18 protein-coding genes are annotated in these 22,952 nt (G+C 68.5%); 7 read left to right on the forward strand and 11 right to left on the reverse strand.

Going from position 1 to position 22,952, the window contains the following annotated elements; translation table 11 throughout:
- Positions 1–154 precede the first annotated feature (154 nt).
- The 5 genes from ACFVVO_RS11190 to ACFVVO_RS11210 all read right to left on the reverse strand — a co-directional run bounded on the left by ACFVVO_RS11190 (position 155) and on the right by ACFVVO_RS11210 (position 8,412).
- Entirely contained in the window at positions 155–1,081 is a 927-nt protein-coding gene (locus ACFVVO_RS11190; protein WP_390053774.1) for an anti-sigma factor family protein, read from the reverse strand.
- The gene (sigM, locus tag ACFVVO_RS11195) at positions 1,078–1,803 is read right to left on the reverse strand and encodes an RNA polymerase sigma factor SigM (RefSeq protein WP_390053775.1); all 726 of its coding nucleotides are present in this window, start codon (positions 1,801–1,803) and stop codon (positions 1,078–1,080) included. Before sigM ends, ACFVVO_RS11190 begins: the two co-directional genes overlap by 4 nt.
- A 22-nt stretch (positions 1,804–1,825) precedes the next feature.
- The gene (locus ACFVVO_RS11200; RefSeq protein ID WP_390053777.1) at positions 1,826–3,523 is read right to left on the reverse strand and encodes a protein kinase family protein; all 1,698 of its coding nucleotides are present in this window, start codon (positions 3,521–3,523) and stop codon (positions 1,826–1,828) included.
- Between the two features lie 118 nt (positions 3,524–3,641).
- Positions 3,642–5,999, reverse strand: a complete 2,358-nt coding sequence (gene murJ, locus ACFVVO_RS11205) for a murein biosynthesis integral membrane protein MurJ (RefSeq protein WP_390053779.1) — start codon at positions 5,997–5,999, stop codon at positions 3,642–3,644.
- Between the two features lie 46 nt (positions 6,000–6,045).
- A complete protein-coding gene (locus ACFVVO_RS11210) occupies positions 6,046–8,412 on the reverse strand; it encodes a DUF6049 family protein (protein ID WP_390053781.1) in 2,367 nt (788 codons plus the stop codon).
- Between the two features lie 256 nt (positions 8,413–8,668).
- Between ACFVVO_RS11210 and ACFVVO_RS11215 the strand changes: the two genes are divergently transcribed.
- Positions 8,669–10,135 carry a CCA tRNA nucleotidyltransferase gene (locus ACFVVO_RS11215; RefSeq protein ID WP_390053783.1) on the forward strand — a complete coding sequence of 489 codons (1,467 nt, stop codon included), beginning with the start codon at positions 8,669–8,671 and terminating at the stop codon, positions 10,133–10,135.
- 49 nt (positions 10,136–10,184) lie between these two features.
- Here the strand turns inward: ACFVVO_RS11215 and ACFVVO_RS11220 are convergent, their stop codons facing one another.
- The 3 genes from ACFVVO_RS11220 to ACFVVO_RS11230 form a co-directional block, all read right to left on the reverse strand.
- Entirely contained in the window at positions 10,185–11,501 is a 1,317-nt protein-coding gene (locus ACFVVO_RS11220) for an MFS transporter (RefSeq protein WP_390053785.1), read from the reverse strand.
- Positions 11,502–11,610: 109 nt separating this feature from the next.
- Complete coding sequence (locus ACFVVO_RS11225; protein ID WP_390053787.1) at positions 11,611–12,693, reverse strand: inositol-3-phosphate synthase; 1,083 nt, start codon at positions 12,691–12,693, stop codon at positions 11,611–11,613.
- A 43-nt stretch (positions 12,694–12,736) separates the two neighbouring features.
- Complete coding sequence (locus tag ACFVVO_RS11230; RefSeq protein WP_390053789.1) at positions 12,737–13,420, reverse strand: PadR family transcriptional regulator; 684 nt, start codon at positions 13,418–13,420, stop codon at positions 12,737–12,739.
- Between the two features lie 712 nt (positions 13,421–14,132).
- On the opposite strand from ACFVVO_RS11230, the gene ACFVVO_RS11235 reads away from it, so the two are divergent.
- Together ACFVVO_RS11235 and ACFVVO_RS11240 are read left to right on the forward strand one after the other, a co-directional pair.
- On the forward strand, positions 14,133–16,397 hold the full coding sequence (locus ACFVVO_RS11235; protein ID WP_390054122.1) for a transglycosylase domain-containing protein: 2,265 nt from the start codon (positions 14,133–14,135) through the stop codon (positions 16,395–16,397).
- Between the two features lie 130 nt (positions 16,398–16,527).
- The gene (locus tag ACFVVO_RS11240) at positions 16,528–18,060 is read left to right on the forward strand and encodes a glycosyltransferase family 87 protein (protein ID WP_390053791.1); all 1,533 of its coding nucleotides are present in this window, start codon (positions 16,528–16,530) and stop codon (positions 18,058–18,060) included.
- A 98-nt stretch (positions 18,061–18,158) separates the two neighbouring features.
- Here ACFVVO_RS11240 and ACFVVO_RS11245 read toward each other — a convergent pair whose 3' ends face one another.
- The 3 genes from ACFVVO_RS11245 to ACFVVO_RS11255 form a co-directional block, all read right to left on the reverse strand.
- Positions 18,159–19,190, reverse strand: a complete 1,032-nt coding sequence (locus ACFVVO_RS11245) for an alanine racemase (protein WP_390053793.1) — start codon at positions 19,188–19,190, stop codon at positions 18,159–18,161.
- A gap of 84 nt (positions 19,191–19,274) precedes the next feature.
- Positions 19,275–20,396 carry a lipid II:glycine glycyltransferase FemX gene (locus tag ACFVVO_RS11250; protein WP_390053795.1) on the reverse strand — a complete coding sequence of 374 codons (1,122 nt, stop codon included), beginning with the start codon at positions 20,394–20,396 and terminating at the stop codon, positions 19,275–19,277.
- Positions 20,397–20,574: 178 nt separating this feature from the next.
- On the reverse strand, positions 20,575–20,892 hold the full coding sequence (locus ACFVVO_RS11255; RefSeq protein WP_390053797.1) for a hypothetical protein: 318 nt from the start codon (positions 20,890–20,892) through the stop codon (positions 20,575–20,577).
- Positions 20,893–21,178: 286 nt separating this feature from the next.
- Here ACFVVO_RS11255 and rpsF point away from each other — a divergent pair, with 286 nt between their 5' ends.
- The 4 genes from rpsF to rplI all read left to right on the forward strand — a co-directional run bounded on the left by rpsF (position 21,179) and on the right by rplI (position 22,883).
- Entirely contained in the window at positions 21,179–21,469 is a 291-nt protein-coding gene (gene rpsF, locus ACFVVO_RS11260; RefSeq protein WP_004985983.1) for a 30S ribosomal protein S6, read from the forward strand.
- Between the two features lie 73 nt (positions 21,470–21,542).
- Entirely contained in the window at positions 21,543–22,139 is a 597-nt protein-coding gene (locus ACFVVO_RS11265) for a single-stranded DNA-binding protein (RefSeq protein ID WP_390053798.1), read from the forward strand.
- A gap of 42 nt (positions 22,140–22,181) precedes the next feature.
- The gene (gene rpsR / locus ACFVVO_RS11270) at positions 22,182–22,418 is read left to right on the forward strand and encodes a 30S ribosomal protein S18 (RefSeq protein WP_003949403.1); all 237 of its coding nucleotides are present in this window, start codon (positions 22,182–22,184) and stop codon (positions 22,416–22,418) included.
- An 18-nt stretch (positions 22,419–22,436) separates the two neighbouring features.
- Positions 22,437–22,883 (forward strand): 50S ribosomal protein L9, encoded by a 447-nt coding sequence (gene rplI / locus ACFVVO_RS11275; RefSeq protein ID WP_390053799.1) that lies wholly within the window; start codon positions 22,437–22,439, stop codon positions 22,881–22,883.
- Positions 22,884–22,952: the final 69 nt, after the last annotated feature.

The following is a 22,952-nucleotide window of genomic DNA, read 5'->3' on the forward strand; positions in this document are numbered from 1 at the left end:
TCTGGTCTGTGTCAGTCGACCGGTGGAGCTCCTTTCGGAACTCTCACCCCACCCAACGGATCCTAGGGGGTCCGCATTCCCGGTGTGTCCGGGCACACGGGGATGGCACAGGGTACGGATGACTGCACAGGCGTCGAGGAATCCTCCGACGAACTCAGGACCGGGGGAACGACTGTTTCATCAGTACCTTGCCGGCGGAGTCGGGATGCTGATGGACGCACTCCGCGTCGACGATATAGGCGGTGACTCGGGTGCTGTCGTCGGCGTCGGGCACCACGACCAGGTAGGCGCTCTTACCGGCGTAGATGCCTGTCTTGGAGCCCAGGACGTCGTCGTGGCTGTTGATCGCCTGGCGGACACAGTCCGGGACCGGTGGCTGGGCTTGGAGCAATGTGTTGGCGCTCTGGGTGGACCCGGGGCTGATCTGCTCGGTCTCGACCCCCGACCGCGGCTCATGGGAGTGATGCTGCCTGGCCTTGCCCGCGGCCAGCAGACCCTTGACCTGGCCCTGGACGCTGTCTCCGGAGAAGCTGCCGACGGACGGCGCCGCCGTGCCGTGGGCCGTCGTACCGGAGCCCCCGCTGCTCAGGGACTGCAGGACGAGGGACCCGGCGCCCAGGACCGCGGCGGTGAGAAGGGAGCCCAGGACTATGGTCCTTCGGCGACGCCCACGCTGGGAACCCTTGCGTCCCGGACCTGTCGCCGCGGGGGACCGTCCAGCAGGGCGGTCCGACGGGCTCGATGTTTCACGTGAAACGCGACCGCCACTTTCCTCGCTCGTCGGCGCCGCGGTCTTGGAAACCAGGACCGGCGCGTGACCGGCGTCAGGGGCCGGGGGCGCCTCGGCGGCGAGAGCGGCGTCGAGGCGGCCGACGACATCCGCAGGCATACGCGGGGCTGCCTCGAAAGTGCCCAGCAGCCCTCGGATCTCCTCAAGCGATGCGTGGACGTCCGCACACTGCACGCACCCTTCCAGGTGCCGCTGTACCTCGGCGCTCCGGTCCGGCGGGAGCAGGTCCTCGGTGAGGTCGGAGATCTCCGCGACGTCCGGGTGCCCGGTCGTGTCTGTCGTGGAAGTCACGCTCGCCCACCTCCGCCCTTCGCTACGGCTGAATCACTCGGACCCGTACCTTCGGCATCTCTGCCGCGAAGGCCCGTTGCAGGTGGGACGGATGTCCCCTGCACCCGGTTCCGTCCCGGACCGGGCTCTTTTTCGTCACTGGCGTTTCCGGGCCGGAGATGGCCGAGCAATGGAAGAAGCCTGGCTCTGCCCCGGGCACACCGGCTCTTCACCGTCCCGGTCGGCACATCGAGAATCCGGGCGGCTTCGGCGACGGGGTAGCCCTGCATGTCCACAAGGACCAGAGCCGCGCGCTGCTCGTAGGGAAGCGTGCCGAGCGCCTCCAGGAGCTGCCGGTGCAGATCGTTCCGTTCGGCGGGAGCCGAGGCGGACTCATGCGGCTCCAGCAGCTGCTCCAGCCGCTCGGTGTCGTCGACTGGGGCGGTCTTCCGGGTGGCAGCCTTCCGTGCGCGGTCCAGGCAGGCATTCACGGTGATCCGGTGCAGCCAGGTCGTGACAGCCGACTGTCCCCGGAAGGTGTGTGCGGCCCGGTAGGCGGACACCAGGGCGTCCTGGACCGCGTCAGCGGCTTCCTCCCGGTCGCCCAGCGTCCGCAGCGCCACGGCCCAGAGCCGGTCCCGATGCCGTCGGACGATCTCAGCGAAGGCATCGGGGTCGCCTTCTACGTGTCGGGCGAGCAGATCCTCGTCCCGTGCGTCGCCGTATCCGGCGCCATCTCCCATCGGCCCCTCCCGAGTGGAGACCTCAGCTGGTCACCTTGATGTCTGCCACTCGGCCTCGCCAGTGGCCCTCGTTGTCCGCGGGCAGCTTGGTCAACCACACGAGGAGGTACTGCGTCTTGAGCGACTTGCCGGGCTTGAGCGTCACCGTGGTGCCCGAGCCGTTGGCAACCTTGGTGTAGCCGTTGAAATTCGTCGGCTCGGATCCCGCGTTCGCGTCCGCGGCGCGGAGTTCGACCGAGGTCTCGCCCACGAAGGTGATGCTCACCTGGCCGACCTGCTGGACCTTGCCGAGGTCGAGTTTGACGCCGACACCCGACTTCAGATTGCCGAACTCCGGGCTCAGGTAGAAGTCCGTCTGCCAGTAGGAGGCAGTGCTGTTGTCGTCGACCTTGTTTATGTCGGCCGGCTTCTCGGACTGGTCTCCGAACGGGTCGAAGTCACGGGTCCCCTTGATGGCGATGGGCTTGCCGTCCGTGGGCTTCTTCGGGCTCTTGTCGCCGCCGTCCTGCGTCTGGGTGTTGTTGGTGTCGTTCGAGTTGTCAGCCTGGTCCATCAGGGCGTCCGCGAGCTGCCAGCTGCCCAGGCCCAGCGCGGCGATGAGCAGGGCGGAGACCGCCCACTTCAGGACCTTGCCGGTGCGGCTCTGCAGCGGGGGCGGCGGGGGCGCGAGCGGCTGGGTGACGCCGGGGTGCGGGGCGGGGCGCCCGTAGGTGCCCTGCTGGTACGTGGTGCGCTGGTACTCCGGCGGCGCGGTGAAGGCCGGCTCCGGCGGGCGGATGCGGGGCATCTCACCGATCGCCTTGACCAGTTCCTCCGGTGTGGTGCACGCGGCCTCGTGGCGCGAGGCGGTGGCGCCGTCGTTTACCAGGGCCCTCATGGCGAGCTCGGACAGGCCGCGGTGCACACCGGCCCGTACCTGGTCCGGTGCGATCAGGCCGATGTCCTTGGGCAGCCCCGCCAGGCCGTAGGCGTCGTTCTCGTACGGCCAGCGCTGGGTGAGGGCCGCGTACAGCAGGGCGCCGATGGATTCGGTGTCCGTGCGCTGCGGGGTGTCGGAGCCGATGCCGCGCAGCGCCGCGTTCACGGCGAGACCGCGGATGCGCCACTGGCCGGTGGAGGCACGCAGGACGGCGTTCGGGTTCAGCCGAAGGTGGGCGAGGCCTTCGCGGTGGGCGGCTGCCATGGCGGAGGCTACCTGAGTGACCATCTGGTAGGCGTCGTGCGGCTCCAGCGGGCCTGCCGCGAGCAGCGCGGTCAGTTCGGTGGCGTCGGGCAGCCATTCGTGCACGACGTATACGAGGTCGTTCTCCTCGACGGCGTCGAGGACCTGGACGAAGCGCGGATCACCGAGCAGCGCCGAGGACCGGGCGGCGGCCAGCACCGACCGTGCCCGCACATGGTCCGCGGGCAGAATGTGGACGCCTACGGCACGACGGAGTTTCTCGTCGACCGCACGCCAACTGCTGAATCCGTCCAAACGGGTGACGCACTCCTCGAGACGGTAGCGTCTGGCGAGCTTGTGACCGCTGTGCAGTTCGGGCGGCGATGCCTTCCTGCCGGGGCCCTCCGTCCCGCCGCTCCCCTGTGCCTCGTCGCTGTCCGTGTCCCGCTCCGGGTTCTGGGCCACCCCGTCGGCCGTGGACTGGTCCGCCTTCGCGGTCAGCGGCTCGTCACCGCTGTTGTCTGCCACGTCGACGGCAGCCGTGCTCCGTTCCGCCACCGTCGTCCCTGCCTCCCCATCCGTTGCACGCTGTCCGACGCCGAATCCAATTGTGCCCACAGTCCGCCGCTATGCACGACACACAGCCCAGGACGATGGTTGTGCGCCTACCCCCGCCTCAGCGCCCCAGACGCCCGCGGACCATACCCACGAGCGAGTTGAGTTCCTCGATCCGCATCTTGCGGGCGGCGACGAAGAAGACGCCGAGCAGGACCGCGCCACCGGCGATCAGCGCGGCGAACGAACCGACGACGCCCTGGCCGAGGGTGTGCCCGATGCCGTAGCAGGCCGCACCGCTGAGCAGAGCCGCCGGCACCGAGGCGATGCCGAGCCGGGCGTAGGTCCGCAGCACCCGGGCGCCGTCCAGGTCACCGCCGAGCCGCTTGCGCAGCCGCCGCCAGGCGACACCCACCCCGATCGCGTAGGCGAGGCCGTACGCGGCGGCCATGCCCGCCACCGCCCAGCGGGACGGCAGCAGGAAGTAGCAGAGCCCCGAGACAGCGGCGTTGACCGCCGCCACGATGACGGTGTTGTAGAAGGGGGTGCGGGTGTCCTCGTACGCGTAGAAGGCGCGCAGGACGACGTACTGCACCGAGTACGGGATCAGGCCGAGGCCGAAGGCCATCAGCATGTAACCCATGTTGGTGGCCGAGCTGATGCCCGCCGAGCCGAAGATCAGCGTGCACATCGGGATGCCGAGCGCGAGGAAGCCGAAGGCGATGGGCACGATGGCGACCGCGGTGGTGCGCAGCCCCTGGGAGATGTCGTCGCGGACGGCTCCGCCGTCGCCCTCGGCGGCCGAGCGCGAGATGCGCGGCAGCAGCGCCGCCATCAGGGACACCGTGATGATGGCCTGCGGCAGACCCCAGATCAGCTGGGCGTTGGCGTAGGCGGCGAAGCCGGTTCCCTTGACACCGGAGTCGTCACCCGCGGCGGTGGACAGCTGGGTCACGACCATGGCACCCAACTGGTTGGCGAGCACGAACAGGACCGTCCACTTGGCGAGCATCGCGGCCTTGCCGAGGCCCTGGCCCCTCCAGTCGAAGCGCAGCCGGATCCGGAACCCGGTCTCCCGCAGATACGGGATCATCGCGAGCGACTGCACCACAAGACCGAGCAGCACACCGGCGCCGAGCAGCCGCTGGCCCTGGGGCGGGATGCTCTCGACGGCCAGGTGGGAGTTGGCCGCGGTGCCGTAGACCCAGATGAACATGCCGAGCGAGATGATGATGACGATGTTGTTCAGGACCGGGGTCCACATCATCGCGCCGAACTTGCCGCGTGCGTTCAGGATCTGACCCATCACCACGTGGATGCCCATGAAGAAGATCGAGGGCAGGAAGTAACGGGTGAACGTGACCGCGACCTCGTTGGCCGCCGGGTCGTCCGCGATGGTGGGAGACAGCAGCCGCACCAGCAACGGCGCCGCGAACATCGCGAGACCGGTCAGCGCGGCCAGGGCCACCATCACGAGGGTCAGCAGGCGGTTGGCGAAGGCCTCGCCGCCGTCCTCGTCCTCCTTCATGGAGCGCACCAGCTGCGGCACGAAGACGGAGTTGAGGCCACCACCGACGGTGAGGATGTAGATCATCGTGGGCAGCTGGTAGGCCACCTGGAACGAGTCGGCGAGCAGGCCGAGACCCAGTGCGGCGGCGATCAGCGCGGAGCGGACGAACCCGGTGAGCCGGGAGACCATCGTGCCCGCCGCCATGACCGCGCTGGACTTCAGCAGCCCCGCTGCCTTCCCGCCCTTCTTCGGGACGGGCGGGGCGGCCGTCGCGGTGGCGGCCGCACCGGCGGGCTCGGGAACCGCGGCCGGGGCCGGCACCGAAGACGGCGCGGGGCCGCCGGGAGCGGTGGGTCCGGCCTGGTACGAGGCGTCCGCGTACCGGTTCGGGTGCTGCGGGCTCTGAGCGTGCGGCGGAGCCGGGTAGGGGTCCGCGGGGCGCTGACCGGTGCCCGGACTCGCGGCCGGGCCTGGGACGGCAGGGGGATCCATCGGCGTGGGCCCACCGCCCTGCTGCTGGTCCCGGAAGAGGTGCGCGAAGGCGCCCGGCTCGTGGTACTCCTCACCGGAGTGCGTGACCAGGTCGTCCACGCCCACGAACTGCGTCGTGCGGGGATCGTCGCCGTAGGGCAGGTACGGGGCCGCGCCGTCGGGCTCCGGCGCCGGGGTCTGCGCCCAGACCTGTGGGTCCGGCGCGTGCGGCGACTGGGCCGGCGGGGCGTACAGCGGCTGCTGCTGCTCGTACGTGCCCGGGGGCGGCGGCGGGTGCGCGGCACGGTCGTACAGCGCCTCGGCGACCGGGTCCTGGGCGGCGAGGTCCTGCGCCCGGTAGGGGTCCTGGTCGTAGGCGTCCTGCAGGTACATGTCCGTCGCGTGCTGCGGCGGCACCTGGCCGGGCTCGGGCGGCGGCTCGGGGTAGCCCGAGCCGGCCGCGCCCTGGCCGCGATCACCGTCGTACGGCGCGTTCATGGTTACCCCACCTCATCGTCCCGGGCCACACCGGCCACGACATAGCTCAACGGTCCACTCTCTCACCCGTCCCGGACGGGTCGGTGTTTTCCGGTGCGGTGTCCGGCGCAGGGTCACTCGGCTGCTCCGGGTCCTCCGCCCCGGACGGGGCGTCGGACTCGTCGGGGAGACGGTCCCCGGGGGCGTCGGGGTTCCCCGGATCGTCGTCGGTCTCGCCACCCTCCGCGCCAGGACCGTCGTCGTCCGCCCGACGGGCAGCCGCGCGCTTGCGCTGGGTGTACATCCGGAACCCGGCCAGGACGAGCAGGAGCACACCGCCGCCGATGACCAGCATGACGGTGGGGGTGACCTCGGTGACCTTCACGTCGAAGCTGACCGGGTCGCCGTACTCCTGGCCGTCCTGGGTGTAGAGCTGGGCGATGACCGTGACGCGGCCGTTGGCGTTGGCCGCGGTGGGGAACTTCACGGACTGGCTGTGGCCGCCGGAGACCTCGACGGGTTGCTCGTCGTAGGCCTTGCCGCCGATCTTCAGGCGGGTCGGCATCGTCGAGGTGAGCCGCAGGACCAGATGGCTCACGGGCTGCACGAGGTTGTTCTGGACGGTCACCGGGATGGTGGCGCTGCGTCCGGAGAGCTTCGTCTCGGACTTGTCGATCAGCTTGACCTGGTCGGCCAACTCGTCGAGCCAGGCCTCGACGTCGCCCCGGGAGCTGTCCGCCTCGGCACCGCGGCCGCGCCAGGACGTGGACATCTCACGGTTTATGGCCCGCCCGAACGGGGTGATCACCCGGGACTGGTCGCTGAGGACCACCTTGAAGTTGTCGAGCTTGTCCTGCGTGCGCGCGATCTGTTCGAAGGCCGTCCTCGGGAGCTCCCGCTTGCGCAGCGAGGAGGGGTAGGCGGACGTCGACGGGATGCGGGTGGTGGCGTCGGGGTCCGGCTTGGCCTTGGCGGCCGCGGTGAGGTTCTGCGCCTGGGACCAGGTGCCGCCCTGGAGCTCCTTCACCGCCTTCGCCATCGCCTGCGCCTGGCTCGCCGACGGCATACGCTGCGGAGCGACCACGATGCTGCGCTGCGCGTCCGTCTGCGCGTTCACCTCCAGGCTCTGCGCCAGGAACTGCTGGACGGCGAGCGTCGCCGAGCCGGCCTTGGTCAGGTCGTCCTTGAAGGCCGTGGACAGCCGTGCGTCGGAGACCACCGCCGTGGTACCGCCGCCGACCGGGCGAGCCGCGGACGGGGTGTATGGCAGTCCGGCGGTCTCCTGGAGGCTGTCGCTGCGGGCGATCACGCGGTCGGCTCCGGCGGAGGTGGCGACCTTCATGATCGACGGGTCGATGGCGCCTTCCACGGGCCAAGCGAAATCGGTCGTCGGTGTGACGTGAAGCACGGTCTTCACGGTGGTGGCGGCGACGTCGGTGGCGTCCTTGAGGTGGCTGAGTGAGCCGGTGACGCTGGTACCGCGGTGCGCCAGGGAGGCCAGGTCCGGGTCGGCGAAGGGCAGGGCGACGACCTCCTTGCCCACGACGGCCTTCTGCAGCTTGGCCAGCCACTGCTTGGCGACCGCCTGGTGCGGGCCGGCCGTGGTGGTGCCGTCCTCGCCCTGGAGCCGGTAGCTGCCCGCCATGGCGTCCACCGAGGCCAGCAGGTCCGGGTCGATCACATAGGTGACGTCGAGGTCCTTACCCAGGTCCAGCATCTGCGCCAGCCGGCCGCCCGGTGCGATCTCCTTGGCCAGGTCGTCGTTGAGGAAGACCGGCGTCTGCAGCTCACCGGGGCCCGTCCTCGCCGTCATGTGGGACGTGGAGATCAGCGGCCACAGGAAGGTGGTCCTGGTCTTGGTGTCAGCATCGGACGGCTGCCACGGCAGGAACGTCCGCTGGATGCCGAGCACCTGGTCCCAGGGCTGGGCGGAGGTCTGGCCGGACAGGGCCACACCGAACTCGTAGACGCCGTCCTGGCCGAGGTCGAGCTGGTCCACCGGGACGGAGATGCTGAAGTGCTGCGCGACGCCGGGCGCGAGCTTGGCGAACTTCTCCACGTACTTGCCGCCGACCTCGGGGCCGGTGCGGGTACGGAGGTCGTCGGAGTGCCGGGAGACGGCGTCGATCGCCGAGCGGGTGTTGAGCAGGGGGCCCACCCGCAAGCCGACATGTGCGCCGGTGACGTTCTGCTTGCCGGTGTTCGTCACCGTCCCGGACACGGTCACCGTGTCCCCGTCCGTCGGGGCGCCCGGGCTGAGCGAGTCCAGGGAGACGGACACCGGGCTCGATGAGGCGGCCTGTGCGGGCGCCGCGGCGGGCAGCTGGAGGAGCCCCGCCAGCAGCGGCACACCAGCCAGCAGTGCTCCGGTGCGCCGCAGCCACCGGCGGGCAGGTGAGGCACTGGTCCCCAGGAAGTCAGCCGCCTCGGCCACGCGCTCGCCCGTCCCTCGTCGTCGTCAGTGGTCGTCGGAATGTGCGTCCACGCATGGTAACGAGGCGCGCTGAGTGGAAGTGCCGCGGTCTGCTCCGCAAGACCCGGGAGCGGCGGCGCCACGTCCTCTATATCCAGTATCGAGGGGAGAGCGCTTGTACGCCGTAAGCACAGCGCTTGTGCGGGTATGCCGGGAGGTGTCCGCGCCGCTCAATGGAGGCGACCCGGGCCGCCTCGGCCACGTACCCTCTTCTGTTGTGCCGAACGCCAACGAAGACACTCCCTCTGCCCTGAGCCAGGCGCAGCACCGCGCGGTCAGCGAGCTGCTGCGGGTGGCCCCCGTCGCCGACGACCTTGCCCGCCGTTTCCAGGCGGCCGGGTTCTCGCTCGCCCTGGTGGGCGGCTCGGTCCGGGACGCGCTGCTCGGCCGGCTCGGCAACGACCTGGACTTCACCACCGACGCGCGTCCCGAGGACGTACTGACGATCGTGCGGCCGTGGGCGGACGCCGTCTGGGAGGTGGGGATCGCCTTCGGGACGGTCGGCGCGCAGAAGAGTGCCCGTGTCGCGGACACCGACTGGCAGTTCCAGATCGAGATCACCACCTACCGGTCGGAGGCGTACGACCGCACCTCACGCAAGCCCGAGGTGTCCTACGGCGACTCGATCGAGGAGGACCTCGTCCGTCGCGACTTCACTGTCAACGCGATGGCCGTGGCGCTGCCGGAGAAGGAGTTCATCGACCCGCACGGTGGCCTTCAGGACCTCGCGACCCAGGTTCTGCGCACCCCGAGTACGCCCGAGGAGTCGTTCTCGGACGATCCGCTGCGGATGATGCGGGCCGCCCGGTTCGCCGCCCAGCTGGACTTCGAGGTCGCTCCCGAGGTCGTCACCGCGATGACGGAGATGTCCGGGCGGATCGAGATCGTCTCCGCCGAGCGGGTCCGGGACGAGCTGAACAAGCTGATCCTCTCCGAGCAGCCGCGCAAGGGCCTGGCCCTTCTGGTCGACACCGGGCTGGCCGACCATGTCCTGCCCGAGCTGCCGGCTCTGCGGCTGGAGAGTGACGAGCACCACCGGCACAAGGATGTCTACGAGCACACGCTGATCGTGCTGGAGCAGGCGATCGCGCTGGAGCAGGAAGGGCCGGATCTCACGCTCCGCCTGGCCGCGCTGCTCCACGACATCGGCAAGCCGCGTACCCGGCGTTTCGAGAAGGACGGCCGCGTCTCGTTCCATCACCATGAAATGGTCGGCGCGAAGATGACCAAGAAGCGAATGACGGCTCTGAAGTACTCGAACGAGCTGGTGAAGGATGTCTCACGACTCGTTGAGCTCCACCTGCGCTTCCACGGCTACGGCACCGGCGAGTGGACGGACTCGGCAGTGCGGCGCTACGTCCGTGATGCGGGCCCGCTGCTGAATCGCCTGCACAAGCTGACCCGGTCCGACTGCACGACGCGCAACAAGCGGAAGGCGGTCGCGCTGTCGCGGGCCTATGACGGCCTGGAGGAGCGCATCGGCCAGCTACAGGAGCAGGAGCAGTTGGACGCGATCCGCCCGGACCTCGATGGCAACCAGATCATGGAGATCCTGGGCGTGGGCCCTGGCCCCGTCATCGGCAAGGCGTACCAGCACATGCTGGAGCTGCGCTTGGAGAACGGTCCGATGGCGCACGACGAGGCGATGGCGGCCCTCAAGGAATGGTGGGCCGGACAAGGCTGAGGTGCGGCGGGGTGGGGTCGTGTTTCACGTGAAACACGACCCCGCTGCCCTACCGAGGGGGCGATGTTTCACGTGAAACATCGCCCCCTCGGCTGTTCCGGCCGCGGTGGCGTTCGAAGCGGGCCATGCCCACGGCCACCCCGCCATAGATCAGTGCGACGAGAACCACCAGCAGAGCCGAGCGCCCGTCCGGCGGGAGCATCAGCGCGGCGACTCCGGCGGCGCCAACGAAAGCGATGTTGAAGAGGACGTCGTACACCGCGAAGATCCGGCCCCTGAAGGCGTCCTCCACCGACGCCTGGACGACGGTGTCCGTAGCGATCTTGGCTCCCTGGGTGATCAGGCCGAGAACGAAAGCGGCCACCAGGAGTGGGCCCGTGGCGAACGGGAGGCCGAGCGCGGGCTCCAGCACGGTGGCCGTGCCGGCGCACACCGCGATCCAACGGCCCGGCCCGAGCCGTCCCACCGCCCAGGGTGTCACCACGGCGGCCGCGAAGAAGCCCGCACCGGACACGGCCAGACCGAGTCCGAGCAGCCGCAGTCCTTCCTCGGGGGTCGCGGAGAGGGCGTAGCGGCACAGCATGAGCAGCAGTACGAGGAGCGCTCCGTAGCAGAAACGCATCAGCGTCATGGCGGCCAGCGCCCAGGCCGCCTCCCGGCGGCGGGGTGCGGCCAGGTGCCGGACGGCCGAGAGCAGGTCGCGTGCGGTGTCGAGGAGCGCGGTCCGTAGGTGGGGCTGTGCGGGCTCCCGGTCGGGACCGAGCAGAGCGGGAGCCATGCTCAGGGCGGTCAGTGCCGCACACAGATAGAGAAAGGCCCCCAGCAGTACCACCGCGGCATCGGAGTCCGACGCCGCCAGCCGGACCATGAAGGCGAGACCGCCCCCTGCCGTCGCGGCGAGCGTCCCCGCCGTAGGCGACAAGGAGTTGGCGATCACCAGGCGCTCGGTGTCGACCACGTGCGGCAGCGCGGCCGACAGCCCGGCGAGGACGAAACGGTTGACGGCCGTGACGCACAGCGCGGAGGCGTAGAACAGCCAGTTCGGCACATGGCTGACCATCAGTACGGCGGTGGCTCCCGCCAGCAGGGCGCGCAGCAGGTTGCCGTACACGAAGACCTGGCGGCGCCGCCAGCGGTCCAGCAGTACGCCGGCGAAGGGGCCGACCAACGAGTAGGGCAGCAGCAGGACCGCCATCGCCGAGGCGATCGCCGCCGCCGAGGTCTGTTTCTCCGGGGAGAAGACGACGTACGCGGCCAGTGCGATCTGGTAGACGCCGTCGGCTCCCTGGGACAGCAGGCGCACGGTCAGCAGGCGGCGGAAGTCCCGCAGACGCAGCAGGATGCGCAGGTCACGGACGACGGGCATGGGCCCCACCCTCACATATGCGAAGGGTCCCCGGGTCGAGAGACCCGGGGACCCTTCGCAGCCCTGGCAGGAGCGTTCTCTTCGGCGTGCTGAACGGCCGGACCCGTGCTTAGCGCTCGACCTCGCCGCGGATGAACTTCTCGACGTTCTCGTAGGCCTCGTCGTCGAAGTACTGGACCGGCGGGGACTTCATGAAGTAGCTGGAAGCCGACAGGATCGGGCCGCCGATGCCGCGGTCCTTGGCGATCTTCGCGGCGCGCAGCGCGTCGATGATGACACCCGCGGAGTTCGGGGAGTCCCAGACCTCAAGCTTGTATTCCAGGTTCAGCGGGACGTCACCGAAGGCGCGGCCCTCGAGGCGGACGTACGCCCACTTGCGGTCGTCGAGCCACGCGACGTAGTCGGACGGGCCGATGTGGACGTTCTTCTCGCCGAGGTCCCGGTCGGGGATCTGGGAGGTGACGGCCTGCGTCTTGGAGATCTTCTTCGACTCGAGGCGGTCGCGCTCGAGCATGTTCTTGAAGTCCATGTTGCCGCCGACGTTCAGCTGCATCGTGCGCTCAAGGCGGACACCGCGGTCTTCGAACAGCTTCGCCATCACGCGGTGCGTGATGGTGGCGCCGACCTGGGACTTGATGTCGTCACCGACGATCGGCACGCCGGCCTCGGTGAACTTGTCCGCCCACTCCTTGGTGCCGGCGATGAAGACCGGGAGAGCGTTGACGAAGCCGACCTTGGCGTCGATGGCGCACTGGGCGTAGAACTTCGCCGCGTCCTCGGAGCCCACGGGCAGGTAGCAGACGAGAACGTCGACCTGCTTGTCCTTGAGGACCTGGACGACGTCCACGGGCTCCTCGGCGGACTCCTCGATGGTCAGGCGGTAGTACTTGCCCAGACCGTCGAGGGTGTGGCCACGCTGGACCGTGACGCCCTTGTTCGGGACGTCGCAGATCTTGATGGTGTTGTTCTCGCTGGCACCGATGGCGTCCGAGAGGTCGAGGCCGACCTTCTTCGCGTCGACGTCGAACGCGGCGACGAACTCGACGTCCCGCACGTGGTAGTCACCGAACTGCACGTGCATCAGGCCGGGCACCTTCGACGCCGGGTCGGCGTCCTTGTAGTACTCGACTCCCTGCACCAGCGACGCGGCGCAGTTGCCCACGCCGACGACGGCTACGCGAACCGAACCCATTCCGGTTGCTCCCTGTGTGTACGAGTGAGGCCCTGAGTGGGACTCACGTGGCGGTGTCGCCGGGCGTATCCGTACCGAAGTGCTCTCCGGTACGGGGCAGGCCGCCCGTCGATCCAGTGGTGGTGTCCTGCTGAGCGGACCCTCCGGACGCGGAACCCTTCAGGTCCCGCCCGGCCCGCTCGCTCTCGATGAGCTCATTCAGCCAGCGCACTTCGCGCTCCACGGACTCCATTCCGTGGCGCTGGAGCTCAAGCGTGTAGTCGTCGAGGCGCTCCCTGGTGCGCGCCAGGGAGGCACTCATCTTCTCCAGACGCTCCTCCAGGCGGCTGCGCCGGCCCTCCAGCACGCGCATGCGCACATCCCGCGAGGTCTGCCCGAAGAAGGCGAACCGTGCGGCGAAGTGCTCGTCCTCGTACGCGTCGGGGCCGGTCTGCGAGAGCAGCTCCTCGAAGTGTTCCTTACCTTCTGCCGTCAACCGGTAGACGATTTTGGCGCGGCGCCCGGTGAGGGGAGCGGCCAGGGCGTCCTCATGGGTGCTGCCCGGTTCCTCGATCAACCAGCCGTTGGCGAGCAGCGTCTTGAGGCAGGGGTACAGGGTTCCGTAGCTGAACGCCCGGAACACACCCAGTGACGTGTTGAGTCGTTTGCGCAGCTCATAGCCGTGCATCGGGGACTCGCGCAGCAGGCCGAGGACGGCGAACTCAAGGATGCCGGAACGACGGCTCATGATCGCCTCCTCTCGGTCCGTCGCGTCTTTATCTCACACTGATGTATCGACTCGATACATCACGACGATAGAACGGCCTTCCGCACGCGACAAGGGGGAGGACGGTGAACGGGATCACATCGCCGATTCGTAGGAGGCAAGTTGCCTGTTTTGGGATGAACTTCGGGACTCGGCGGGTTTTGGCGGTGCGTAGTCTGTGCGGCATGCACATCAGCGGGAACCGAGTGACGCCTGGGGGGCGTCCTCGTCCCCGGAGTAGTACGGGTGAATGCGGAACCGACCACATCCGTACTTCGGGGGGACCGGAAACCAGCCGCCGTTTCCAGGCGCGCAAGGGTGCGCCTGCCCGAGGAGTAATCGTTCGATGAGCGAGCACCGTCGCAAACCGCCGCAGCCGCAGGGAGGCGGACGTGCCGCGGCCCGACGCGGCCAGCCCGGCCCGGCCTCCGGCCGCCGCGCGGCACCGCGAGGCGCCACCGGGTCCTCAGCCGACTCCTATGGGTCCCCTTCCTATGGGTCGGACTCCTATGACGCAGGGGGTGAAGGGCGCTCCTACGGCAGCCGTGCCGAGGCTCGCCGGGCGGCGCAGAGAGGCGGCGGCCGGCGCAGGGTCGGCGAACCGACCGGCCCCGGACGCGGCCGTGCGGGCACGCCCGCCAAGAAGCGTTTGATCAACTACCCACGCCACAACAAGGACGGATGGCACCGCTGGGTGCCTTCGTGGAAGCTCGTCACCGGGTTGTTCATCGGCTTCGTCGGCAGCCTTGTGGCCATGGTCGGCGTGGGCTACGCGATGGTCTCCATCCCCAATGAGAACGATGCGGCCAAGTCCCAGAACAACGTCTACTACTGGGCCGACGGCTCTCAGATGGTCGCGACGGGCACGGGTGTGAACCGTCAGAACGTCACCATCGACAAGATCCCCGAGGCCATGCAGTACGCGGTGATCTCGGCCGAGAACAAGAGCTTCTACCAGGACTCGGGCGTCGACCCCATGGGTATCGCGCGTGCCCTGGGCAACATGGCCCGAGGCGGTCAGACGCAGGGTGGTTCCACGATCACCCAGCAGTACGTCAAGAACACGTACCTCAGCCAGGACCAGACCGTCACCCGTAAGTTCAAGGAGATGTTCATCTCCATCAAGGTGGGGACGAAGCTCAAGAAGCCGCAGATTCTCCAGGGCTACCTCAACACCTCGTACTACGGCCGTGGCGCCTATGGCATCCAGGCCGCCGCCCGGACCTACTACAACAAGGACGCCGTCGATCTCAAGCCCAGCGAGTGTGCCGTCCTCGCGGCACTGCTCAAGGGAGCGACGTACTACGACCCTGCGGGCAACGAGAACCTCGACAAGGCGGCGACGGCCAGTGCCAATCGCAAGCGGTCGGAGGAGCGGTGGTCCTGGATCCTCGGCGAGATGCACAAGGACAAGCGCCTCACCGACGCCCAGTACCAGGAGGCCATCAGGAAGTACCCCATGCCCCAGGACCGCAAGGCGACCAAGGGCATGACCGGCCAGATCAGCTATCTGGCCGACACGGCGAAGAAGTACGTCCTGAACCACTCGAACATCTCTGAGCAGGAGTTCGACAGGGGCGGCTACCAGATCTACACGACCTTCAAGAAGGACAAGGTCAATGCCCTGAGCGCCGCAGTGAAGAAGATCCAGAAGGAGCGGCTCAACCCGAAGCGTGAGCTCGACAAGTACGTCCAGTTCGGTGCGGCGTCAGTGGTCCCCGACAGTGGTGCGATCGTCGCTCTCTACGGCGGTGACGGCTACGAGAACGGTCACTTCACGAACAACGCCGACACCCAGGGTGTCCCCGTCGGTTCGACGTGGAAGCCATTCGTACTGGCCGCGGCCATGCAGTACGGCACGTACGACTCCGGCGGAGAAGGCATCTCGCCGTTGAGCAAGTACAACGGCAACGACCACCTCAAGGTGAAGAAGCCGGACGGGTCGTACTACCTCACCAAGGACAACTCGTTCTTCTTCCAGAAGAACGAGAGCCCTCACCCGTGGGGTTACATCACCCTGCGCAAGGCGATGGAGCAGTCCATCAACACACCCTTCGTGCAGTTGGGCGTCGATGTCGGCATGTCACACGTCCGCGACGTCGCCCGCTCGGCCGGCATTCTCGACCAGAGCATGTCGGTGGACCTCAACCCGTCGTTCGCCATCGGTACCTCCACCCCCAGTGCGATCCGCATGGCCGACGCCTACGCGACCTTCGCCGCGTCCGGCAAGCAGGCGGATCCGTACTCGGTGACCGCCGTCAAGAAGGACGGCGTGGAACAGCCCGGCTTCACCAGGCCCAAGGTCAAGCAGGCGATGGAGTCGAACATCGCCAACAACGTCACGGATGTCCTGCAGAACGTCATCCAGAACGGTACGGCTCAGAACGCCAAGGCCCTGGGCCGTACGGCGGCGGGCAAGACCGGTACCACCGACAAGAACAAGTCGGCCTGGTTCGTCGGCTACACCCAGCAGCTGTCGACCTCGGTGGCGATGTTCCGGGAGAACCCCAAGAACCACAAGTTGCTCTCCATGAACGGCACCGCGGGCAAGGACTCCATCCACGGTGGTGACATCCCGACGCAGGTGTGGACCGAGTACATGAAGGCCGCACTGAAGAACGCGAACGACCCCGGCTTCCCGGACGCGATCAAGATCGGCAAGGTGCATGACGAAGCCGGTGCGCCCGCCCCGACCCCGTCGGTCACCATCACGCCGAGCCAGACGCCGAGCGACTCGCCCAGCCCGTCACCGAGCCTGACGTCCCCGTCCCCCTCGCCGTCGGCCAGCGAGACCTGCCAGTGGGGCTGGGGCAACAACTGCAACGGCAGTAATGGTGGCACGACCACGGGCGGGACGGACGGAGGTACGACGCCCACGCCCACGGTCACGGACACGACCGGTACCGGCAATACCAGAGGCAATGGCAACGGAGGCCTTTTCTCGGGCCAGACCGGCTAGCTCTCCGGTTTGACCGCTTGGTGGTCATTTCGCCCGCCAAGCGCGTTTCACGTGAAACGTGGGGCCGCCGCATCCACCAGGTGCGGCGGCCCTCGGTGTATTCCCAGACTGGTACGGCAGGATGTGCCCCATGCCCAGTGCAGAGATGACGCCCGCGGGCGTGCACGAGCCCGATCCCGTACGGCCCGTCGGCGCCGAGCCGGTGCGGCCGACCCGTGAGGACGAGGTGGCCGCGGCCGGGAGCGAGCTGATCGGCGGACCGATCGGCCGGCGTGCCCTGCTCGGGACGACCTGGTGGACCCCGCTACGGGTCATCGCGCTCGTGGCGATCGGCATGTTCGCCCTCGGCCTGGTGCAGAAGGCGCCCTGCTACCAGAGCGCCTGGTTCTTCGGCGCGAGTTCGCAGTACACCCACGCCTGCTACTCGGACATCCCCCACCTCTATCAGGGACGCGGATTCGCCGACGGGCTGGTGCCGTACTTCGACCGGCTCCCGGGCGACATGGACTACCTCGAGTACCCGGTGCTGACCGGCGTGTTCATGGAGGTGGCCGCCTGGGTCACGCCGGGCAGCGGCGGCATCCAGCACCAGGAGCAGTGGTACTGGTTCGTCAACGCCGGAATGCTGATGGCGTGCGCGGCCGTCGTCGCCGTGTGCGTGACCCGTACCCACGCCCGGCGCCCCTGGGACGGGCTGCTGGTCGCTCTGGCGCCCGCCGCCGCCCTCACCGCCACCATCAACTGGGACCTGCTCGCGGTGGCCCTGACGGCCGCCGCGATGCTGATGTGGTCGCGGGGCCGCTCACTGGCCTTCGGTGTTCTCCTGGGTCTCGCCACCGCCGCCAAGCTCTACCCGGTCCTGCTGCTCGGTCCCCTGCTGGTGCTGTGCTGGCGGGCCGGCAAATGGCGGGAGTTCTTCCGGGCCGTGGGCGGCGCGGCCGTCGCCTGGTTGGTGGTGAACCTGCCGGTGATGCTCTTCGCCTACGAGGGATGGTCGAAGTTCTACACGTTCAGCCACGACCGGGGCGTCGACTTCGGGTCGCTCTGGCTGATCTGGGCGCAGAACTCGAGCAATCCGCCCTCCACCGACTTCGTGAACAACGCCGCCGTCGTGCTCGTGGCGGTGTGCTCCCTGGGTATCGCCGCGCTGACGCTCACCGCCCCGCGCCGGCCGCGCTTCGCCCAGCTGGCCTTCCTGATCGTCGCGGTCTTCATCCTGACCAACAAGGTCTACTCCCCGCAGTACGTCCTGTGGCTGGTGCCGCTGGCCGTCCTCGCCCGGCCCAAGTGGCGGGACTTCCTGATCTGGCAGGCCTGCGAGGTGGCGTACTTCCTGGGCATCTGGTTCTACCTCGCCTACACGACCAGTGGGGACGCCCACAAGGGACTGCCCACGCTGGGGTACGACTGGGTGATCGCGGTGCATCTGCTCGGCACGCTCTACCTGTGCGCCGTCGTCGTGCGGGACATCCTCATGCCCGAGCGGGACGTGGTGCGCCGGTCCGGTGACGACGACCCCTCGGGCGGAGTGCTCGACGGCGCCGAGGACGTCTTCGTGCTGGGCGCCGCGGCCCATCCACCCCGCCACGCCGCCCACTTCGACGCGCCTCAGGTGGACTGGGGAAGGCCCGGGCTGCCGCCGAACGGAGAGCGTTCGCTCTGAGCGAACGCGCCCCCTTGGGTCCACATGAAGAAGGCCGTACACGCGCGATGCGTGTACGGCCTTCTCGGTCCGGGGCCCGTACCGTCCGGCGGCCCGGACTAACGGTCCACGATCCGGTCGAACTGGGTTGTGGTGTGCCGCAGATGGGCCACCAGTTCGTCGCCCACCTTCGGCTCGGGGGCGTCCGAGGGGACGAAGAGGATCGACACCTGCATGTGCGGCGGCTCGGCGAACCAGCGCTGCTTGCCGCCCCAGACGAACGGGGACAGGTTCCGGTTGACCGTGGCCAGGCCGGCCCGTGCGACGCCCTTGGCGCGCGGCATGACGCCGTGCAGCGCCTTCGGGGCCTCCAGGCCCACCCCGTGCGACGTACCGCCCGCCACGACCACCAGGAAGCCGTCCGAAGCCGCCTTCTGCTGCCGGTAGCCGAAGCGGTCACCCTTGGTCACCCGGGTGACATCCAGGACGGCGCCGTGGTACTCGGTGGCGTCGTGGTCCCCGAGCCAGAGCCGCGTGCCGATGCGGGCGCGGAACCGGGTCTGCGGGAACTGTTGCTGCAGCCGGGCGAGTTCATCGGCCTTGAGATGGCTGACGAACATCGTGTGCAGCGGCAGCCGGGCGGCGCGAAGCCGGTCCATCCAGCCGATGACCTCCTCGACGGCGTCCGAGCCGTCGGTGCGGTCCAGCGGCAGGTGGATGGCGAAGCCCTCCAGCCGGACGTTCTCTGTGGCGGCGTGCAACTGCGGCAGATCCTGCTCACTGATGCCGTGCCGCTTCATGGAGGACATCACCTCGATGACGACGCGCGCGCCCACGAGGCCGTACACGCCGTCGACCGACGACACCGAACGGATCACCCGGTCCGGCAGCGGAACGGGCTCCTCGCCCCGCCGGTACGGCGTCAGCACCAGCAGGTCGCCGCCGAAGAAGTCCTTGATACGCGCGGCCTCGTACGTGGTGCCGACGGCGAGGATGTCCGAGCCGAGCCGGGTGGCCTCCTCCGCCAGCCGTTCGTGTCCAAAACCGTAGCCGTTGCCCTTGCAGACCGGGACGAGCCCCGGGAACTGCTCCTGCACGTGCTTGTGGTGCGCCCGCCAGCGCGCGGTGTCGACGTAGAGCGTGAGCGCCATGGCCGGACCCGGACCCTTTCTCGTGGCTGCCGTGTGTCAGTGGGGTGGAGAGCTGTGGAGACTATGGAATCAAACGTCCCGCGCTCAGCGGCGCGACATGTAGATGTCGAGCGCCTTGTGGAGCAGCTTGTTCAGCGGGAAGTCCCACTCGCCGAGGTACTCGGCGGCCTGGCCGCCGGTGCCGACCTTGAACTGGATCAGGCCGAACAGGTGGTCCGTCTCGTCCAGCGAGTCCGAGATACCGCGCAGGTCGTAGACGGTGGCGCCGAGCGCGTAGGCGTCGCGCAGCATCCGCCACTGCATCGCGTTCGAGGGCCGGACCTCACGGCCGATGTTGTCGGAGGCGCCGTAGGAGTACCAGACGTGCCCGCCGACGATCAGCATGGTCGCGGCCGACAGGTTCACGCCGTTGTGACGGGCGAAGTACAGCCGCATGCGGTTGGGGTCCTCGGTGTTGAGGGCCGTCCACATGCGTTGGAAGTACGACAGCGGGCGGGGCCGGAAGTGGTCGCGCACGGCCGTGATCTCGTACAACCGCTGCCACTCGGCGAGGTCCTGGTAGCCGCCCTGGACGACCTCGACGCCGGCCTTCTCGGCCTTCTTGATGTTGCGGCGCCACAGCTGGTTGAAGTTCTTGTGCACCTCTTCCAGCGAACGATTCGCCAGCGGCACCTGGAAGACGTAGCGGGGCTGGACGTCGCCGAAGCCGGCGCCGCCGTCCTCACCCTGCTGCCAGCCCATGCGACGCAGCTTGTCGGCCACCTCGAAGGCGCGCGGCTCGATGAAGTCGGCCTCCATGTCGCGCAGGCGCTTCACATCCTGGCTCTGGATGCCCTTCTTGATCGTCTCCGCGTTCCAGCGGCGGATGATCACCGGCGGGCCCATCTTCACGGAGAAGGCGCCCTGCTGCTTGAGGTGGGCGAGCATCGGCTGGATCCAGTCGTCCAGGTTCGGCGCGAACCAGTTGATGACCGGGCCCTCGGGGAGGTAGGCGAGGTAGCGCTTGATCTTGGGCAGCTGGCGGTACAGGACCAGACCCGCGCCGACCATGTCGCCGGTGCGCTCGTCGAACCAGCCGAGATGCTCCGTGCGCCACTCCGCCTTCACATCGGCCCAGGCCGGGACCTGCATGTGGCTCGCCGACGGCAGGCTCTGGATGTAGGCCAGATGCTGCTCGCGGCTGATGGTCCTCAGGGTCAGGCTCATGTCGGGGCGCTCCTCGGGCTGGTGTGTCCCCATGGGTTCAGGGGCTCCGGCTCACCCGCCGAAGCCTACTGCGCCTTGCGACCGCCCCGACTGGGCGCACAGCACCTTCGCCCCGGCCTGTCGCCTGCCGGGGCGTCTGCGCGGTGTTCAGTGGGGCGTCGTAGGAGAGCCGGTGGGCTCAGCCGACGAGCCCACCGAACAGCCCGCCGTTCGCCATGCCGAGCATGAAGCCGACACCGGAGGCGCCCAGACCCAGGATCAGGCCGAACCGTTCACGCGTCGTCACCGAGATCCACTGGCCGTAAACACCGATCACGAGCCCCACCAGTCCGGCCCAGGAAGCGATCAGATGGAGACCGGAGAAGAAGGACGTGATGAAGGCCAGCACGCCCAGGACAAGCGTCACCGCCATGAGGGCGTCCTGGAGCGGATGGGGCTTGCCGTCCGTGGCGAAGAGGGATCCGGCGGTGTTGGGTCGCAATGCCTGCTGTGCCATGGGGCACCTCCTGCGGATCGCGGCGCACAGTAGCGCCATACACACCCGATGTGTACAGACTGACGGTGCCCACCGCCGGATTTCAACCGGAAGCCGGTGTGCAGGTAGTCTGTACCGTCTGCATCGGTGTCTGCCCAGGCCTGTCAGAAATATCTGCGGCCGCACTGCGGGATCCCCAGCGGAACCCCTTCGATTGTCAGTGGTGGCCGATACCGTTGCTTACGCATCACGACCCTCCTGCCACGGAACGACCGTGGCCGCTGAGTCCAAAGGAGGTGGGTTCCACATGCGTCACTACGAGGTGATGGTCATCCTCGACCCCGATCTCGAGGAGCGCGCTGTCTCCCCGCTGATCGAGAACTTCCTGTCTGTCGTCCGCGATGGCGGCGGCAAGGTTGAGAAGGTCGACACCTGGGGCCGTCGTCGTCTCTCGTACGAGATCAAGAAGAAGCCCGAGGGCATCTACTCGGTCATCGACCTGCAGGCCGAGCCTGCGGTCGTCAAGGAGCTCGACCGCCAGATGAACCTGAACGAGTCGGTCCTCCGGACCAAGGTCCTCCGTCCCGAGACCCACTGAGCCTCCCGCTCAGCTGATCTCGGGATTCGAGTAGCAGCAAGCAGCCAGCAGCAAACCCGCCGAGAGGTTCCCCATGGCAGGCGAGACCGTCATCACGGTCGTCGGCAATCTTGTCGACGACCCCGAGCTGCGCTTCACCCCGTCCGGTGCGGCGGTCGCGAAGTTCCGCGTCGCGTCCACTCCCCGCACCTTCGACCGCCAGACGAACGAGTGGAAGGACGGCGAGAGCCTGTTCCTGACCTGCTCGGTCTGGCGTCAGGCGGCGGAGAACGTCGCCGAGTCGCTCCAGCGAGGCATGCGCGTCATCGTGCAGGGCCGGCTGAAGCAGCGGTCCTATGAGGACCGTGAGGGCGTCAAGCGCACGGTCTACGAACTGGACGTCGAGGAAGTCGGCGCCAGCCTGCGCAGCGCCACGGCGAAGGTCACCAAGACCTCCGGTGGCGCGCGCAGTGGCCAGGGCGGTTACGGCGGCGGCCAGGGTGGTGGCGGCTGGGGCGGCGGCTCCGGCGGCGGCCAGCAGGGCGGCCAGCAAGGCGGCGGCGCTCCTGCCGACGACCCGTGGGCGACCGGCGCTCCCGCCGGTGGCAACCAGGGCGGCGGCTGGGGCGGTGGCTCCGGCTCCGGCGGCGGCGGTGGTGGCGGCGGCTACTCGGACGAGCCTCCCTTCTAGGGGGCTCGTATTCCCACTTCTTGATCACACAGGAGAAACACCATGGCGAAGCCGCCTGTGCGCAAGCCTAAGAAGAAGGTCTGCGCTTTCTGCAAGGACAAGGTCACGTACGTGGACTACAAGGACACGAACATGCTGCGGAAGTTCATTTCCGACCGCGGCAAGATCCGTGCCCGCCGCGTGACCGGCAACTGCACGCAGCACCAGCGTGACGTCGCCACGGCCGTGAAGAACAGCCGTGAGATGGCGCTGCTGCCCTACACGTCCACCGCGCGCTAAGGGAAGGGTGACCGACTAATGAAGATCATCCTCACCCACGAGGTTTCCGGCCTCGGTGCCGCGGGCGACGTCGTCGACGTCAAGGACGGTTACGCTCGCAACTACCTGATCCCGCGGAAGTTCGCTATCCGCTGGACCAAGGGTGGCGAGAAGGACGTCGAGCAGATCCGTCGCGCTCGCAAGATCCACGAGATCCAGACCATCGAGCAGGCCAACGCTGTGAAGGCCCAGCTCGAGGGCGTCAAGGTCCGTCTGGCCGTCCGCTCGGGCGACGCCGGTCGTCTCTTCGGTTCCGTCACCCCGGCCGACGTCGCTTCGGCGATCAAGGCTTCCGGTGGCCCCGAGGTCGACAAGCGCCGCATCGAGCTGGGTGCGCCGATCAAGACTCTGGGCGCTCACCAGACGTCCGTGCGTCTGCACCCCGAGGTTGCCGCCAAGGTCAACATCGAGGTCGTCGCGGCCTGACGCCGTGCTCGGCTTGAACAGCTGAGAGAGGGGCCACCCCACTGGGGTGGCCCCTCTTCGTATGGGCGT

It is taken from the genome of Streptomyces sp. NPDC058145 (genome assembly GCF_042884245.1).
Taxonomy (GTDB): Bacteria; Actinomycetota; Actinomycetes; order Streptomycetales; family Streptomycetaceae; genus Streptomyces.